Annotated in this window: 12 protein-coding genes and 1 pseudogene; all 13 read left to right on the forward strand. The window is 71.9% G+C overall.

Going from position 1 to position 17,699, the window contains the following annotated elements; genetic code table 11:
- Positions 1-519, forward strand: a pseudogene (locus E2E34_RS35365) (hypothetical protein); the annotation flags it as partial.
- A gap of 128 nt (positions 520-647) precedes the next feature.
- Positions 648-1,430, forward strand: a complete 783-nt coding sequence (locus E2E34_RS10090) for a TIGR03936 family radical SAM-associated protein (protein WP_138901558.1) — start codon at positions 648-650, stop codon at positions 1,428-1,430.
- A 230-nt stretch (positions 1,431-1,660) separates the two neighbouring features.
- Complete coding sequence (locus E2E34_RS10095) at positions 1,661-5,716, forward strand: Rne/Rng family ribonuclease (RefSeq protein WP_138901559.1); 4,056 nt, start codon at positions 1,661-1,663, stop codon at positions 5,714-5,716.
- A gap of 305 nt (positions 5,717-6,021) precedes the next feature.
- Positions 6,022-6,342, forward strand: coding sequence for a 50S ribosomal protein L21 (gene rplU, locus E2E34_RS10100; protein WP_028813461.1), 321 nt, complete (start codon positions 6,022-6,024; stop codon positions 6,340-6,342).
- An 11-nt stretch (positions 6,343-6,353) separates the two neighbouring features.
- A complete protein-coding gene (gene rpmA / locus E2E34_RS10105) occupies positions 6,354-6,611 on the forward strand; it encodes a 50S ribosomal protein L27 (protein ID WP_093800874.1) in 258 nt (85 codons plus the stop codon).
- A 133-nt stretch (positions 6,612-6,744) separates the two neighbouring features.
- Entirely contained in the window at positions 6,745-8,178 is a 1,434-nt protein-coding gene (gene obgE, locus E2E34_RS10110) for a GTPase ObgE (RefSeq protein WP_138894838.1), read from the forward strand.
- Between the two features lie 230 nt (positions 8,179-8,408).
- Entirely contained in the window at positions 8,409-9,908 is a 1,500-nt protein-coding gene (locus tag E2E34_RS10115) for a bifunctional cytidylyltransferase/SDR family oxidoreductase (protein WP_138901560.1), read from the forward strand.
- Between the two features lie 149 nt (positions 9,909-10,057).
- Positions 10,058-12,181 carry a hypothetical protein gene (locus E2E34_RS10120; protein ID WP_244315602.1) on the forward strand — a complete coding sequence of 708 codons (2,124 nt, stop codon included), beginning with the start codon at positions 10,058-10,060 and terminating at the stop codon, positions 12,179-12,181.
- Between the two features lie 184 nt (positions 12,182-12,365).
- Positions 12,366-13,592 (forward strand): glycosyltransferase family 2 protein, encoded by a 1,227-nt coding sequence (locus E2E34_RS10125; protein WP_138901561.1) that lies wholly within the window; start codon positions 12,366-12,368, stop codon positions 13,590-13,592.
- 187 nt (positions 13,593-13,779) lie between these two features.
- Positions 13,780-14,907 carry a glutamate 5-kinase gene (gene proB / locus E2E34_RS10130; protein ID WP_138901562.1) on the forward strand — a complete coding sequence of 376 codons (1,128 nt, stop codon included), beginning with the start codon at positions 13,780-13,782 and terminating at the stop codon, positions 14,905-14,907.
- Between the two features lie 133 nt (positions 14,908-15,040).
- Positions 15,041-15,526 (forward strand): DUF8830 family protein, encoded by a 486-nt coding sequence (locus E2E34_RS10135; protein ID WP_138901563.1) that lies wholly within the window; start codon positions 15,041-15,043, stop codon positions 15,524-15,526.
- A gap of 141 nt (positions 15,527-15,667) precedes the next feature.
- A complete protein-coding gene (locus E2E34_RS10140) occupies positions 15,668-16,972 on the forward strand; it encodes a glutamate-5-semialdehyde dehydrogenase (RefSeq protein WP_138901564.1) in 1,305 nt (434 codons plus the stop codon).
- A gap of 75 nt (positions 16,973-17,047) precedes the next feature.
- Positions 17,048-17,656: an SCO2584 family spore wall biosynthesis protein gene (locus E2E34_RS10145; protein WP_138901565.1), complete on the forward strand. Its 609-nt coding sequence runs from the start codon at positions 17,048-17,050 to the stop codon at positions 17,654-17,656.
- Positions 17,657-17,699: the final 43 nt, after the last annotated feature.

The raw sequence follows: 17,699 nt of genomic DNA on the forward strand, positions 1-17,699 counted from the left end.
GGGGTGGGCTGGTGCGTGATGACGTTCCTGGTGGCGCCCGCCGCCTGGGTGTGGCGCGCGGTCCTGGTCCCGGTCGGGCGGGAGCTCGGCGCCGCGTGCGGGCACGCCTGGCGTGTCGCCGGGTACGTCTCGCGGGCCGTGGGGCGCGGGCTGAAGTGGCTCGGGTGGAACCTGGTGGGGCGGCCGGTGCGCTGGGTGTGGCTGGCGGTGTGCGCGCCGGTGGGGCGCTGGGTGCGGGACACCCTGTGGGCGCCGGTGCGGCGGGCGGGCCTCGAAGCGGGCCGGGCGGCGCGCGGGGCGCTGCGTACGGCGCGGGAAACGGTGCGCCGGGCCCGGCGCGACGCGTGGCGCGCGCTGGTCGGCGGCCCCGCGGACACCTGGCCCGCCCCGGATGCGGCCGAGGCCGTGGAACCGGTGCGGGCTCCTGCGCGTACTCTGGGTAGTAAGACCACTGCCTCCAGCGCGGCACCCGCGTCCGAGATCTCCCTGCTTGGCGGAAGCACCGCCGGGCGGGGGTGAGCCGGCCGCCGGGACGCGAGGGGGCGACCCCACGCCGGAAGGGTGACGCGCGGACAGCGCGCCACCCCGCACGAGGAGAAGAACCACTGGGCAAGCGACAGCCCGAAGGCCCGCCGCCCGCACCGGCGGTGCAGCGCATCCGACTGCGCTACACCAAGCGCGGCCGCCTCCGGTTCACCAGCCACCGTGACTTCCAGCGCGCTTTCGAGCGGGCGCTGCGACGCGCCGACGTACCCATGGCGTACTCGGCCGGCTTCACCCCGCACCCGAAGGTCTCGTACGCCAATGCCGCACCCACCGGCACGGGCAGTGAGGCCGAGTACCTGGAGATCGCACTGACCGCCCCGCGCGACGCGGACGAGCTGCGTGAGCTGCTCGACGCGTCGCTTCCGGACGGGCTCGACATCACGGACGCGGTCGAGGCGCGTACGTCGGGCCTGGCCGACCGGCTCCAGGCCTCCGTCTGGGAGATGCGCCTCGACGGCGTGTCGCCCGAGGACGCGCGGAAGGCGGTCGACGCCTTCCTCGCCGCCGAGAGCGTCGAGGTCCAGCGCCGTACCAAGAACGGCATGCGGTCCTTCGACGCCCGCGGTGCCGTCGCCGGCCTGGAGGCTGTTCGTCCGCCGTCCGATAGGCCGCAGGACAAGCCCTGTGCGATACTGCGGCTGGTTGTTCGGCATTTGACACCCGCCGTACGACCCGACGACGTCCTGTCCGGTCTCCGAGCTGTGGCCGACCTGGCGCCGCCGGTCCCCGCAGCGGTGACCAGGCTGGCGCAGGGGCTCTTCGACGAGGAGTCCGGCACGGTGACCGACCCGCTCGCGCCCGACCGCGAGGCAGTCACGGCCGCCCCACCCACGGCCGCCGGACTGACCGCCGCGAAGGCGCCGGAAGGTGCAGGTTCCGCGTAGGGCGGTCGTTGTAGCGCAGCCCTGGTACTCGGGAGCCACCTGGGTCGGGCGGCGCACTGACCAGAAGACTTTCGCCAGGCCGTGCGCACTCCGCGTACGGAACCGGCGAGCTAGACAACAGCTCCCGTGCGGCGCCCGCGCCCCGGACGGCGGTACCGCGCTCATCGCGCGGACCGGACCGGACCGGAACCAGGCGCGGCGCCCGGGAGCGTGACGGGAGAACCGCCCGCATGCTTGAGCCGAACGATTCCACCGAGCCCTCGGCAGGTACCGCGCGTACCGCCGGGGACCCCGACGACAACCACTCGCCCAGCGACACGCTGCCGCCGCGCCGCAGGCGCCGCGCGGCCTCGCGTCCCGCCGGTCCGCCGGCCGGTGACGCGAAGACCGCAGCCCAGTCCGCCGCCAGCACAGAGGCCGCGGCTCCGGCCATACCGGCCGGAGAGGGCACCGTGAGCGAGCCCGTAGAGAGCACCGAGTCCGCAGCGGCCGCGCAGGGCGGCGAGTCCGCCGCGCCGGCCCGTCCCCGTCGCCGTGCCACCCGTAAGGCGACGGCGCCCGCCGGTGCGCCGAAGCCGGCCGAGGCCGAGGAGACGCCGGCGGCCCCCGCCGAGGAGCCCGCCGCGGCCGACCGGCCGGCGGAGAGCGCCGAGTCCGCCGCGCCGGCTCGTACGCGTCGTCGTGCGACGCGCAAGGCGACCGCTCCGGCCGGTGCGCCCAAGAGCGACGAGCCCGCGGTCGAGGCGCCTGCCGTGGAGGCCCCGGCCGCGCCCGCCGCTGCCGAGGCCGTGGAGGAGTCCGCCGCGCCGGCCCGTACGCGTCGCCGTGCCACCCGTAAGGCGACCGCTCCGGCCGGTGCGCCGAAGCCGGCCGAGGCCGAGGCCGCCGAGGCGGAGCCCGTGGTGGAGGCGCCTGCCGCGCCCGACGCCGTGGAGGCCCCCGCCGCGCCCGCCGCCGAAGAGGCCGCCGAGGAAGCGCCGCGTGGGCGTGGCCGCCGCCGTGCCACCCGTAAGGCGACGGCGCCCGCCGGTGCGCCGAAGCCGGCCGAGGCCGAGGCGGCCGAAGCGGAGACCGAGGCCGAAGAGGCACCTGCCGCCGTCGAGCCCGCCCCGGCGCAGGCCGAAGAGGCGCCGCGTGCCCGTACGCCGCGCCGTCGCGCCGGCCGCAAGGCCGCCGACGAGGCCGCCGCCGCGGAGGCTCCCGCCGCCGAGGCCGCAGAGCCGAAGGCCGCCGAGGAGCCGACGCGTTCGCGCCGCCGTGCGACCCGGCCCGCCGTGGCCGTCTTCCAGGCTCCGGTCTTCACCGAGCCGATGTTCCAGACCCCCGAGACGGCTGCCGCTGCCGCCGCCGCCCGGGTGACGGAGCCGGACTACATCGAGGACGTGGAAGAGGACGAGGAGGCGGAGGAGATCGTCACCGTCGAGACTCCTCCCGCGCCGCAGGCCGCACCGCGCGGCCGCCGTCGCCGCCGCCGGGGTGAGCCGTCCGAGGACGAGCGCGCCGAGCGGTCGGAGCGTACGGAGCGTCCCGAGCCTGCCGTCGAGGCCGCGCCGCAGCCCGCCGAGCCGGCCGAGGCCGTCGAGGAGGAGCGCGACGAGGAGGCGCACGACGAGTCCGACGAGGCGGAGGACCGCAGGGCGCGTCGTCGTCGTCGCGGTGGCCGTCGCCGCCGCCGCGGCGAGCTCGCCGACGCCGAGGAGGCCGAGGAGCAGGAGACGTCCGAGGAGGCCGCCGCCGAGGGGGCCGAGGACGAGGAAGCGCGCGCCGAGGAGGAGGACGACGAGTCGGGTGCGGGTTCCGCGTCCAGCCGCCGTCGCCGCCGTCGTCGCCGCCGCAGTGGTGACGCGGGTCCGGAGACCGAGGCCAACGGCGTCGACGACCCGGAGCGTACGGTCGTCAAGGTCCGTGAGCCGCGCAAGAAGGAAGCAGCGGAGCGCGAGCCCGGCACCGGCTTCGACGAGGTCCAGTCCATCAAGGGCTCGACCCGCATGGAGGCGAAGAAGCAGCGCCGCCGTGAGGGCCGTGAGCAGGGCCGCCGCCGTGTCCCGATCATCACCGAGGCGGAGTTCCTGGCGCGCCGTGAGGCCGTCGAGCGCGTGATGGTCGTACGGCAGAACGGCGACCGCACCCAGATCGGCGTGCTCGAGGACAACATCCTCGTCGAGCACTACGTCAACAAGGAGCAGTCGACCTCGTACGTCGGCAACGTCTACCTGGGCAAGGTCCAGAACGTGCTGCCGTCGATGGAGGCCGCGTTCGTCGACATCGGCAAGGGCCGCAACGCGGTCCTGTACGCCGGTGAGGTCAACTTCGACGCGCTCGGCATGGGCCACGGCCCCCGCCGCATCGAGACCGCCCTCAAGTCCGGCCAGTCGGTGCTCGTGCAGGTCACGAAGGACCCGATCGGCCACAAGGGCGCCCGCCTCACCAGCCAGGTCTCGCTGCCCGGCCGTTACCTGGTCTACGTGCCCGAGGGCTCGATGACCGGCATCAGCCGCAAGCTGCCCGACACCGAGCGGGCGCGTCTGAAGACCATCCTCAAGAAGATCGTTCCCGAGGACGCGGGCGTCATCGTGCGTACCGCCGCCGAGGGGGCGAGCGAGGACGAGCTGCGCCGTGACGTCGAGCGGCTGCAGCAGCAGTGGGAGGACATCCAGAAGAAGTCGAAGAGCAGTGGCGCGACCAGCGGTCCGACGCTTCTCTACGGCGAGCCGGACATGACCGTCCGGGTCGTGCGCGACATCTTCAACGAGGACTTCTCGAAGGTCATCGTCAGCGGTGACGAGGCGTGGCAGACGATCCACGGTTACGTCAGCCACGTCGCCCCGGACCTGACGGACCGGCTGTCGCGCTGGACGTCGGAGGTCGACGTCTTCGCGACGTACCGGATCGACGAGCAGCTGATGAAGGCGCTGGACCGCAAGGTCTACCTGCCGAGCGGTGGTTCGCTGGTCATCGACAAGACCGAGGCGATGATCGTCGTCGACGTCAACACCGGCAAGTTCACCGGTCAGGGCGGCAACCTCGAGGAGACCGTCACCAGGAACAACCTGGAGGCGGCCGAGGAGATCGTGCGCCAGCTGCGGCTGCGCGACCTCGGTGGCATCGTCGTCATCGACTTCATCGACATGGTCCTGGAGTCGAACCGGGACCTGGTGCTGCGGCGCCTGCTGGAGTGCCTGGGACGCGACCGTACGAAGCACCAGGTCGCCGAGGTGACCTCGCTGGGCCTGGTGCAGATGACCCGCAAGCGGGTGGGCCAGGGTCTCCTTGAGTCCTTCTCCGAGACCTGCGTCCACTGCAACGGGCGTGGCGTGATCGTGCACATGGAGCAGCCGACCGCGGCCGGTGGCGGCGGCAAGCGAGCGAAGAAGCGCGGCCGTGGGGCGGAGGCCGAGCACGAGCACGTGGAGCCGGTCGAGGCCGAGGCCGACACCGACGTCGAGACCGAGGCGGAGGTCGCCGCGGAGGTGGCTGCCCCGGTGGCGCTGCCCGAGCCCGAGTTCGTGCCCGACGAGGAGCTGTACAGCAGCGCCGCGGAGGCCGAGGCGGCGGCGGGACGCGGCCGTTCGCGTCGTCGCGCCTCGCGCAAGGCGTCGGCCCCGGCCGGTGCGCCGAAGGCGGCGGAGCCGGTGCGCGCGCCGGAGCCGGAGCCGGTGGTCGTCGCGGAGCCCGAGCCGGTCGTCGCGGCCGAGCCCGAGCCCGCGGTGCAGGAGGCGGCCCCGGCCCGTACGCGCCGTCGTGCGACGCGCAAGGCGACGGCTCCGGCCGGTGCGCCGAAGGCCGCCGAACCGGTGGTCGCCGAGGAGGTCCAGGTCGTCGCCCCCGCCGCCGTGGCGGAGGCGCCGAAGGCCGAGGAGCCCGAGGTGGCCGAGCCGGTGGCCGAGGTCCCGGCCGAGGAGCCCGCGGCGGCTGCTCCGCCGCGTGCGCGCCGTCGTGCGACCCGCAAGGCGTCCGCGCCGGCCGGGTCGCCCAAGGGCGCGGAGGAGGCGGCCGTACTGGTCGTCGAGGCTCCGGCGGCCGGCAAGGACGCGGAGGCCGCGGGTGAGGGCGGCGGCGAGCAGGCCGGCGCCGAGCCCGAGGCCGAGGTCGCGGCCCCGGCCAAGAAGGCGGCGCGCAAGACGGCCGCCAAGAAGGCCCCCGCGAAGAAGGCGGCGGCCAAGAAGACGGCCGCGAAGAAGACGACGGCGAAGAAGACGACGGCCAAGAAGGCGTCCGCTTCGAAGAAGACCTCGGCCGCGGAGCAGCCGCCGCAGTCGTCGGTCTCGGCCACGACCGAGGACTGACCTTCGCGTCGTACGTCGCGCTCTACGGCGCTGTGGGCCGCCCCGGAAGGATCGGGGGCGGCCCACAGCGCTGTCCCCGCAGGGGCCGTGAGGGCGCCGCGGGACCCGGTTTGACCCTCCCCGCGGTGGACCGTACTCTTGACCGTCGGCGTGTTTCTGTGCACGCCATCTCCTGAGCACCTCCCTTCCGGCTCTCCTTCGGAGAGCCGTGAGAGGCCGCTCGTCCATTCGGATTCGTCATGGGCCCACGGCTCGTGCGAGCGGCTGGCATCAGGGGTCCCGTCCCGAGCGAAAGAGAGATCAGCGTGTACGCCATCGTGCGCAGCGGTGGTCGCCAGCACAAGGTTGCTGTCGACGACATCGTTGAGGTTGACAAGATTCCCACGGCCAAGGTTGGCGACACGGTCGAGCTCTCGACCCTGCTCGTTGTCGACGGCGACTCCGTCACCAGCGACCCGTGGGTCCTGGCCGGCATCAAGGTCACCGCCGAGGTCGTGGACCACCACAAGGGTGCCAAGATCGACATCCTTCGGTACAAGAACAAGACCGGCTACCGCCGTCGCCAGGGTCACCGCCAGCAGTACACGGCGATCAAGGTCACCGGTATCCCCACGGCTGCGAAGTAAGGGACTGAGACATGGCACACAAGAAGGGCGCATCGTCCACTCGGAACGGTCGCGACTCAAATGCCCAGCGGCTTGGCGTGAAGCGCTTCGGCGGTCAGACCGTCCTCGCCGGTGAGATCCTGGTCCGCCAGCGCGGCACCCACTTCCACCCGGGCACGAGCGTCGGCCGTGGTGGCGACGACACGCTGTTCGCACTCGCCGCCGGTGCGGTCGAGTTCGGCACGCACCGTGGCCGCAAGGTTGTGAACATCGTTCCGATCGCCGAGTAATTCCGGCTTTCGTCGAGCGGTAACGCACAGCACTTTCCGAGGGCGGACGCTCTTTCCCGGACACCGGGGAAGCGCGGCCGCCCTTGGCGTGTTACGTATGTAGACATTTCCGTATGTACTGGAGGACCCACCCATGACCACCTTCGTGGACCGCGTCGAACTGCATGTCGCCGCGGGTAACGGAGGCCACGGCTGCGCCTCCGTACACCGTGAGAAGTTCAAGCCGCTCGGCGGCCCGGACGGCGGCAACGGCGGGCGTGGCGGCGATGTCACCCTCGTCGTCGACCAGTCCGTGACCACCTTGCTGGACTATCACCACAGCCCCCACCGCAAGGCCACCAACGGCCAGCCCGGCGCGGGCGACAACCGCTCGGGCAAGGACGGCCAGGACCTGATCCTGCCCGTGCCCGACGGCACCGTGGTCTACGACAAGGACGGCAACGTCCTGGCCGACATGGTCGGTCACGGCACGACGTTCGTCGCGGGTGAGGGCGGCCGCGGCGGCCTCGGCAACGCGGCGCTGGCCTCGGCCCGCCGCAAGGCGCCCGGCTTCGCGCTGCTCGGTGAGCCGGGCAAGGGCGGCGACATCGTCCTGGAGCTCAAGACCGTCGCCGACGTGGCGCTGGTCGGTTACCCGAGCGCCGGCAAGTCCTCGCTGATCTCGGTGCTGAGCGCGGCCAAGCCGAAGATCGCGGACTACCCGTTCACCACGCTCGTCCCCAACCTCGGTGTCGTCACGGCCGGTTCGACCGTCTACACGATCGCCGACGTCCCCGGCCTCATCCCCGGCGCGAGCCAGGGCCGCGGCCTGGGCCTGGAGTTCCTGCGGCACGTCGAGCGCTGCTCGGTGCTCGTGCACGTGCTGGACACGGCGACGCTGGAGTCCGACCGCGACCCGCTCACCGACCTCGACGTGATCGAGGAGGAGCTGGCGCAGTACGGCGGTCTGGGCGACCGGCCGCGCGTCGTCGTCCTCAACAAGATCGACATTCCGGACGGCAAGGACCTCGCGGACATGATCCGCCCGGACCTGGAGGCGCGCGGCTACCGCGTCTTCGAGGTGTCGGCGGTCGCGCACCTGGGTCTGAAGGAGCTGTCCTTCGCGCTGGCCGAGGTCGTCTCCAAGGCGCGTGCCGCCAAGCCCAAGGAGGAGTCGACCCGCGTCGTCATCCGCCCGAAGGCCGTCGACGACGCGGGCTTCACCATCACCGAGGAGGACGGCGTCTACCGCGTGCGCGGCGAGAAGCCGGAGCGCTGGGTGCGGCAGACCGACTTCAACAACGACGAGGCCGTCGGCTACCTCGCGGACCGCCTCAACCGTCTCGGCGTCGAGGACCGGCTGATGAAGGCCGGCGCCCGCGCGGGCGACGCGGTCGCCATCGGCGCGGAGGACAACGCGGTCGTCTTCGACTGGGAGCCGACCGTGATGGCGGGTGCGGAGATGCTCGGCCGCCGCGGTGAGGACCACCGTCTGGACGCCCCGCGTCCGGCGGCGACCCGCCGCAAGGACCGCGACGCCCAGCGTGACGACCCGCAGCGCGAGTACGACGAGTTCAACCCCTTCTAGGGGCGGGCCGCCACTCCCTGTGGCATCACTCACCCCCTGGGTGTGAACCATGACGCCCTCCTGGACGTCTCACTGATCGCGGGGCGGACTCAACGTACCGAGTCCGCCCGGCGGTTGGTGCACGGTGGAGGTTTCGTACAGGTGTCGGCAGAGGGACGTCCACCTTGCGAGACGGTCACGGAGAGTGCGACCATCGCGTTGTCTCCCAGTCCCCGCAAGGTAGGTCGTCTGTGTCAGTGCAGCCCATAGCCAAGCCCCGAACCACAGCAGTCGTGCTCGCCGGTGGTACCGGTCAGCGTGTGGGTCTGTCGATCCCGAAGCAGCTGTTGAAGATCGCAGGCAAGGCGGTCATCGAGCACACGCTGTCGATCTTCGAGCAGGCGGAAGGCATCGACGACATCATCGTTCTCATGGCGCCGGGCTATGTGCCCGACGTCGAGAAGATCGTCGCGAAGGCCGGTCTGACCAAGGTCACCAAGGTGATCGAGGGCGGTTCGACGCGCAACGAGACCACCGAGCGGGCCATCTCGGCGCTCGGCGAGGGCCTCGCCGAGGGCGAGGAGCGCAACGTCCTGTTCCACGACGCGGTGCGCCCCCTGCTGTCACAGCGCGTGATCCAGGACTGCGTCGACGCGCTGGAGCGCTACGAGGCGGTCGACGTGGCGATCCCGTCCGCGGACACCATCATCGTGACGCGTACGCACGGCGGCGACGGCGAGTTCATCACCGAGGTCCCGGACCGGTCCCGGCTGCGTCGCGGCCAGACCCCGCAGGCCTTCAAGCTGTCGACGATCCGCAAGGCGTACGAGGTCGCGGCCGGTGACCCCAACTTCCAGGCCACCGACGACTGTTCGGTCGTGCTGAAGTACCTGCCGGACGTGCCGATCTACGTCGTCGCGGGCGACGAGTACAACATGAAGGTGACCCAGCCGGTCGACGTCTTCATCGCCGACAAGCTGTTCCAGCTCGCCTCCACGGCCGCTCCGCAGCAGACCGACGAGGCCGCTTACCGTGAGCTGCTGGCGGGCAAGACGCTGGTCGTCTTCGGCGGCTCGTACGGCATCGGCGCGGACATCGCGACCCTCGCCGAGCAGTACGGCGCCAAGGTGTACGCGCTGGGCCGCTCGACCACCGGGACGCACGTCGAGAACCCCGAGCACGTCGACGACGCCCTGTCGAAGGCGTACGCGGAGACCGGCCGCGTCGACTACGTGATCAACACGGCGGGCGTGCTCCGCATCGGCAAGCTCGCCGAGACGGACAACACGACCATCCAGGAAGCGCTGAACGTCAACTACCTGGCCCCCGTGCAGATCGCCCGCGCCGCGCACAAGTACCTCGCCGAGACCAAGGGCCAGCTGCTGCTCTACACGTCCAGCAGCTACACCCGCGGCCGCGCCGAGTACAGCCTCTACTCCTCCACGAAGGCTGCCATGGTGAATCTCACCCAGGCCCTCGCGGACGAGTGGGCGGCCGACGGGGTGCGCGTGAACTGCGTGAACCCGGAGCGCACGGCGACCCCGATGCGCACCAAGGCGTTCGGCGAGGAGCCCGCGGGCTCGCTGCTGTCGTCCGAGGCCGTGGCGCGCACGTCGCTGGACGTGCTGCTGTCGGAGCTCACCGGTCACGTCATCGACGTGCGGCAGGTGGACCCGACCCGTGGCGCGTCCGAGGCGTCGGGCTTCGAGCAGGCTCTCGCGGCCGTCCTTGACCGTCAGGAAGATGTGTAATACTGCTTGACAATTGAGAATTCGGGCCTCTGTAGTCGCCAAGACAGCGATTTGCAGAGGCCCGACTTCGTGAAACCGGACTTCATAATTCCATTGCACCGATTCCATTGCACCGTAAATAGCCGGCACCCCTCTGGAGCAGGTTCTTCGTGATTTCGACCGCCATCCGCCTGGCCCGCGTGGGCAGCGGGTCCGAACTGGCCGCCGCCGCTGTCATCGGCCTCGGGTATCCGTGCGTCATGCTCGCAGCGCTGATCCCGAACCTCTGGTTCTTCGCGGCCGCCGTCGCCGCGACGTACCTCGCGGACCGGCATCTGCACCGGCGCGGCAGCTACTTGATCAACCGCCTCGGCAAGGTCCGGGCCGGCCTCTCGATCCGCTTCCTGGTACGCCAGTTGCTGCTGATCCTGCTGCTGGCCCGGATACAGCTGGCCGAGCAGACGATCTTCTACGTGACGATCGCCACCCTCCTGCTCTTCTACGCGCTCCAGGCCCCGCACGGCGCCCTCGTCACGCTGATCCGTCTGCGCCGCCGGATGCCGGTCGTCACGCGCAACATCGACCTCGGCATGCTGAGCATCCCGCCGGCCCCGCCCAAGCGGCTGCTGAACCGGTCCGCCGAGAAGATGCTGCACCTCGACGTCTTCGCCGTGGCGGGCGTGCTGATCGCCGTCCAGAGCGGCGAGTATGCCGTCGGCTACGCGGGTCTCGCGCTCACCCTGGTGCTGGCCGTCGCCTACGTCGCGGTGCTGCTGCCGTACCTGCGGCGCGGCCGCCGCGTGCCGCCGGTGGACACCGTGCTCGAAGGCGTGGACAGCTGGCTGCGCGACTACCGCCCCACCACGGTCCTGTACTTCTCCGGCTCCCGCGAGTCGGCGTACCAGGTCAACATGTGGCTCGACACGATGAAGCAGCTCGACGGCAGGCCGCTGATCGTCCTGCGCGAGCGCCACATCGTGCCGCAGCTCGGCCCGACCTCGGTCCCGGTGATCTGCGTCCCGAGCGCCACGCATCTGATGAACATGGACCTGTCCACGGTCCGCGTCGCGCTCTACGCCGCCAACGTCGGCAAGAACATCCACATGTTGCGCGTCCCCACCATGAAGCACGTCTTCATCGGCCACGGCGACAGCGACAAGGTCGCGAGCATCAACCCGTTCAGCAAGGTGTACGACGAGGTGTGGAGCGCGGGCCGGGCCGGCCGCGACCGCTACGCCCTCGCCGACGTCGGTGTCCGCGACGAGGACATCGTCGAGGTGGGCCGCCCGCAGCTCGCCCCGATCCAGCCCTGGAGCGGTACGCCGAAGCATCCCGTCCCCACCGTGCTGTACGCCCCGACGTGGGAGGGCTGGGACGACAACCCGGGCAACACCTCGATCCTGCTGGCCGGCGAGAACATCGTCAGGCGGCTTCTGGAGGCCGAGCAGCCGGTCCGGGTGCTCTACAAGCCCCACCCCTTCACCGGGACGCGCAGCCCGCAGGCCAAGGCCGTCCACGCCCGTATCACCGCGATGGTGGAGGAGGCGGCCGCCGCGCGCGCCACCGACGCCCGCTGGGCCGCGGACGCCGCCGCTCTCCAGGCGGAGCAGAGCGCCGCGAAGGCCGAACTGGACCGTATCGACGCCCGTCTCGGCGAGCTGGGCGCCAAGGGCAAGGGCGCGGCGAAGAACGGCAAGGACGAGGCGGAGATCTCCCGCGACGCCCTGGCTGACCCCGCGCGCGAGGCCGAGCTGGAGCAGCTCAGGGACGAGTGGAACGACGCGTACTGGCGCTCGTTCGGCTGGTGGGAGCACCGGGTCATCAGCGGCGCCGAGCCGCGCCTGTACGACTGCTTCAACGAGTCGGACGGCATGGTCTCCGACATCTCCAGCGTGGTGTCGGACTTCATCGCGAGCGGCAAGCCGTACGCCGTGACCGACTCCGCGGAGCTGGGCGTCGAGGAGTTCAAGCAGCAGAACACCGCCGTACGCGCCGCCGTGATCCTCGACAACAGCGCCGCGCAGCTCGGTGAGTTGCTCGCCGCCATCACGGGCGGCGAGGCCGCCGACCCGCTGGCGGAGGCCCGCCGCGAGCTGAAGGCGTACCTGCTGGGTCCCGACGAGCCCGCGTCCATCGTGCAGTTCAACGACGCCGTACGGACTCTCGCGGCCAAGTCCGAGGCCCGCAACCTGGGGGTGGCCCAGCGCACCGGCGCGGAGGTCGCCGCCACCGCGGCGGACCCGAGCGACTCGGCGCCGGAGGCGAGCGGCATCGACTCGACCGTGCCGGGCTGACCCCGGCAGTCGGTCGATACCTGGACAAAGGTGCAGAACCGGCCCGGCAGGGCGTCTTTCAAGACGATCTGCCGGGCCTTTCGTGCGCGGTGTGGCGCGCATCACGTGGAAAAGTAACGATGGTGAACAACCCACACCCATGTGCCGACTGTCTTGGATGTCGATGAACGAGAATGAGACGGGCATGGCCGCAGTCGAGATTCCCGATGTAACCGTGATCATCGGTGCGTACGAGGCGATGCCTTACCTGATCCCCTGTTTGAAGTCGGTCGAGGCTCAGACGCTGGGCGCCGACCGCATAGAGATCGTGGCCGTCAACGACGGCTCGACCGACGGGACCGGAGAGTACCTCGACGAGTTCGCAGCCAGGAGCAAGGTCTCCACCCGCGTCGTTCACCAGGAGAATTCCGGTGGACCCAGTGGCCCCCGCAACGTAGGTCTCGACATGGCCCGCGGCCGCTATGTCTTCTTCCTCGACGCCGACGACTACCTCGGCGACGAGGCGCTCGAGCGGATGGTCGCGATGGCCGACCGCAATGGCACGGATGTCGTGCTGGGCAAGATCGAGGGCATCGGGCGCGGTGCGCCGAAGTCGATGTTCGGACGCACCATGGAGCGTACGGACCTCTTCTCCTCCAACATCAAGTTCACGCTCAGCGCGGAGAAGCTCTTCCGGCGTGAGCTGTTGGAGAAGCACCGGATGCGCTTCGACCAGCAGCTGTATACAGGCGAGGACGCGCGCTTCACCCTTGAGGCGTATGTGCGAAGCAACGGGGTCTCGATCGTCGCCGACTACGTCTGCCTCTACATCGTGCGGCGCGACGACGGCAAACACATCACGCAGAGCGGCAGTTACGCGATGCGCTTCGACTCGGCGACGGCCCTCATGGACCTGATCGCCGACTTCTTCCCGCCCGGCGACCAGCGGGACGAGCTGATGATCCGTCCCTTCGTGATCACGCTCCTGCCGCAGTTCGACCACCGCTGGCTCAAGGCGAAGACCGGCACCCGGCAGGACAAGCTGGACCTCGCCCAGCCGCTCACCGACAAGTACTGGACGCCCGGCGTGGCCCGCCGGCTGAAGGTGCCCGAGCGGCTGCGGCTGCACCACGTCGCCGCGGGACGGGCCGATCTCCTGGAGGAGCACCTGAAGTTCCTTCAGGCGAAGGAGGTTCCGGAGGTGGTCCGCAAGGGCCGGGAGGGCAAGCCGTACCTGGCGTACCCGCACTTCGGCGACAAGAAGGCGGGCGTGCCCGACGAGATGTACGCCGTCACGGTCCCCGAATGGGTCGACGGGGTGCGCGTGAGCGTGCCCAAGGCCGGTAAGCCGAAACCATCCTTCGCCCGGCGCGTGGTGCGCAAGTTGCGCAGGATGGCGCGCGGGGCGGCGAGTCGCCCTGCGCGTTCCTGACGGTCCCTCATCGTCCGCCGGCCGTCTCCGCGTCCCACCCGGGGCCCCGGAGACGGCCGGCGGCGGTCGCGGCCGTCGCGCCGGACGGGCCGCCCGGCCGTCCCACGGGGCGAAATGCGCGAGCGGCGCCCGGAGCGGCTCACGTACATTGCGGGGAGAACCGGGCGAGCAAGAGTGGGGTCTGTACGTGTCAGGGGCAAGGCAGGGCGTTTCGAAGGCCCGCAGGATCGTGGTGAAGGTCGGCTCCTCCTCGCTCACCACCGCGTCGGGGGGACTCGACGCCGACCGGGTCGACGCGCTCGTCGACGCACTGGCCAAGACGCGCAGCGGCGGTGAGAAGGAGATCGTGCTCGTCTCGTCCGGCGCGATCGCCGCCGGGCTCGCGCCGCTGGGACTGGCCCGCCGCCCCAAGGACCTGGCCCGCCAGCAGGCCGCCGCCAGCGTCGGCCAGGGCCTCCTCGTGGCCCGCTACACCGCCTCCTTCGCACGGTACGGCGTACGCGTCGGCCAGGTGCTGCTCACCACCGACGACACCAGCCGCCGCGCCCACTACCGCAACGCCTACCGGACGCTGGACCAGCTCCTGGCCATGGGCGCCGTCCCCGTCGTCAACGAGAACGACACCGTGGCCACGGACGAGATCCGCTTCGGCGACAACGACCGGCTCGCCGCCCTCGTCGCCCATCTCGTACGGGCCGACCTGCTGGTGCTCCTGTCCGACGTGGACGGGCTGTACGACGGCGACCCGAGCCTCCCCGGCACCTCGCGCGTCGACGAGGTGCGCGGCCCCGGCGACATCGCGCACGTCTCCATCGGCAGCGCGGGCAAGGCGGGCGTGGGCACCGGCGGCATGGTGACCAAGGTCGAGGCCGCCCGGATCGCCGCCGCGGCCGGCATCCCGGTCGTCCTCACCTCCGCCAGCCAGGCCGCCGACGCCCTCACCGGCCGCGACACCGGCACGTACTTCCACCCGACCGGCCGCCGCAGCGCCGACCGGCTGCTGTGGCTCGCGCACGCCTCCACGCCGCAGGGCGCGCTCGTGCTCGACGACGGGGCGGTACGGGCCGTGGTGGAGCGGCGTACGTCGCTGCTGCCGGCCGGAATCGCCGGTGTCGAGGGCGAGTTCAGCGCCGGCGACCCCGTGGAGCTGCGGGACGCGGCGGGCGTGGCGGTCGCCCGCGGGCTCGTGAACTACGACGCCAAGGAGATCCCGCAGCTGCTCGGCCGCTCCACGCGCGACCTGGCGAAGGAGCTCGGTCCCGCGTACGAGCGAGAAGTCGTACACAGGGACGATCTGGTCGTTCTCCACCCCTGAAACGGCTGAAAGAACCGCTTCGCGGCAGAGACCTTCCGGAAAACCGCCCCGCGCCAGGCCCAGGACTGGTCAACTTTGTTGCGGGGGAAACAGCGCGGGGTACAGCAGAGCAACGCATTACAGGAGGCCGCCGGTGAGACGAGCGCGTCCGGGGGCGCTGCCCCGAGGGACGGCCGAACGAGCCCTGACCAGTGTCGGGGCCGGGGCGGACTTCGGCGACGCCCCGGAGCCGGGCCAGGGGCCCGCACCCGCCCCGGAGGTCCACGGCACGCGGGAGGTGTCGAGGCTCTGGCACATCACCCTCAGCGTCTCGGGCGCCGAGGCACCGCTGCAGGAGGTACGGCGAGGACTCGAACAGCTCGCCCACGACCACCCCTTCCTGCTGACCAGCAGGTACGCCAACGACCATGCGGAGATCCGGTACTGGGAAGAGGCGCGCGACCTGCACGACGCGGCTGCTGTCGCCCTGCGCCTGTGGGGCGAGCACCGGTCGACGTCGAAGCTGCCGCCTTGGGAGATCGTGGGCCTGGAGGTCATCGACCGGGACACCTACCACCAGCGGGTGGCCGAGGGGTACGGCCCGCCGCCCGCGGCGCCGGTCGGGGTGCATCCGTACTGACCGCGGCGACGCCCCGTCGGGCGACCGGGCCGCACGCGGCGCCCCGCGCAGGTCCGGCCGAGGTCCGGCCGAGGTCCGGCGGGCGTCTCGCGGAGCGGGATACCCGGTGAACCCCCACAGAGCGCGCATTACCCTGCGGGTATGACCTCGCACTCTCCCCTCGCCGGCACCGACACGACCGCGGCCGCCGGGTCCCCCGTCACGCTGACCGCCCGGCGGGCCCGCGCCGCCGCCGACGCGATCGCGCCACTCCCGCGCTCCGCCAAGGACGCCGCGCTGCTGGCGGTCGCCGACGCGCTGGTGGCCCGTACGGACGAGATCGTCGAGGCCAACGCCCAGGACGTCGCCAAGGCCCGGGCCGCCGGCACGAGCGAGACGGTCATCGACCGGCTGACGCTGACCGCCGAGCGGGTCGCCGCCATCGCCTCCGACGTCCGGGACGTGGCGGGCCTGCCCGACCCGGTCGGCGAGGTCGTACGCGGTTCCACCCTGCCCAACGGCATCGACCTGCGGCAGGTGCGCGTGCCGCTCGGCGTCGTCGGGATCATCTACGAGGCCCGGCCGAACGTGACCGTGGACGCCGCCGCGCTCTGCCTGAAGTCCGGCAACGCGGTGCTGCTGCGCGGCTCCTCGTCGGCGTACGCCTCCAACACGGCCCTCGTCGGCGTCGTGCGCGACGCGATCACCGCGGCCGGCCTGCCCGCCGACGCCGTGCAGCTCGTACCGGGGGAGTCCCGCGACTCCGTGCGCGAGCTGATGCGCGCCCGCGGCCTGGTCGACGTCCTGATCCCGCGCGGCGGCGCGTCCCTGATCCGTACGGTCGTCGAGGAGTCCACGGTCCCCGTCATCGAGACGGGCACCGGCAACTGCCACGTCTACGTGGACGCCGCGGCCGACATCGACATGGCCGTCGACATCCTCGTCAACTCCAAGGCGCAGCGGCCCAGCGTCTGCAACGCCGCCGAGACGCTCCTCGTCCACCGGGACATCGCGGACCTCTTCCTGCCGCGCGCGCTGGACGCGCTCGCCGGGGCGGGCGTCACCGTCCACGGCGACGAGCGGGTGCTCCCGTACGCCGAGGGGTCCAAGGCGGCCGTCGTGGCGGCCACGGAGGACGACTGGGAGGCGGAGTACCTCTCGTACGACATCGCCGCCGCCGTCGTCGACTCGCTGGACGGCGCCGTCGCGCACATCCGCCGCTGGACCTCCGGGCACACCGAGGCGATCGTCACGACCTCGCAGGCCGCCGCGCGCCGGTTCACCCAGTTGGTGGATTCGACCACGGTCGCCGTGAACGCCTCCACGCGCTTCACGGACGGCGGTCAGTTCGGCTTCGGCGCCGAGATCGGGATCTCCACGCAGAAGCTGCACGCCCGTGGCCCCATGGGACTTCCCGAGCTGACGTCGACGAAGTACATCGTCACGGGCGACGGCCACACGCGCTGACGAACGCCCCGGGCCGCCCCCGCGGCGTTTGCGGTTTCCCTGCCCGAAGCGACCGTCCAGGTCTACGCTGAACGAGTGCCGGACGACGTGGGGGGCAAGCCGTTCCAGGACGGCTGGGAGCCCGACGACGACCGCGGAGGCGCGGACGAGGACTTCGCCTCCGTGGTGTTCGACGAGGACTTCGTACGGGCCGCCGAGATCCACGAACCGACCGCCGTCGAGCGGCTGCTTGCCGCCGCCCAGGCGCGCGCCGAGGCCGAGGCGGCCGCCCGGGCGAGAGCCGGCAAGGTCCCCGCGGACGACGACCTGTACGACGACGCGTACGGCTCCGACTACGGCGCCCGCGAAGGCCGCCACGACGGCGCGTACGGGCCGCTGGACGGCGACGAGGCGTACGAGGACGGCGCGGGCCCGTACGGGCGTCACGGCGGCGCCCTGCGCCCCTACCGGGGTCACACGCGCTGGCGCCGGCCGGTGGCCTGGATGCTGGCCCTGCTGATGGGCGTCGGGATGGTGGCGCTCGCCTTCACGGCCGTCTACCGGGGGGCGTCCGGCGGGCGGGAGGACCAGGTGCCGCCGCCCGCGACGAGCGACAACTCCCGCCCCGGAGGCCCCGGCGGCCCCTCCGCCTCGGCGGAGTACGCGCCGCCCGCCGTGCCCGCCGTCCCGCGCACCACGCCCTGACCGCACCCGTCCGCGGGCACCCGCCCCCTCGAAGCGGCGCTAT

Origin of the sequence: Streptomyces albidochromogenes (genome assembly GCF_005981925.1) — a bacterium.
GTDB lineage: Bacteria > Actinomycetota > Actinomycetes > Streptomycetales > Streptomycetaceae > Streptomyces > Streptomyces albidochromogenes.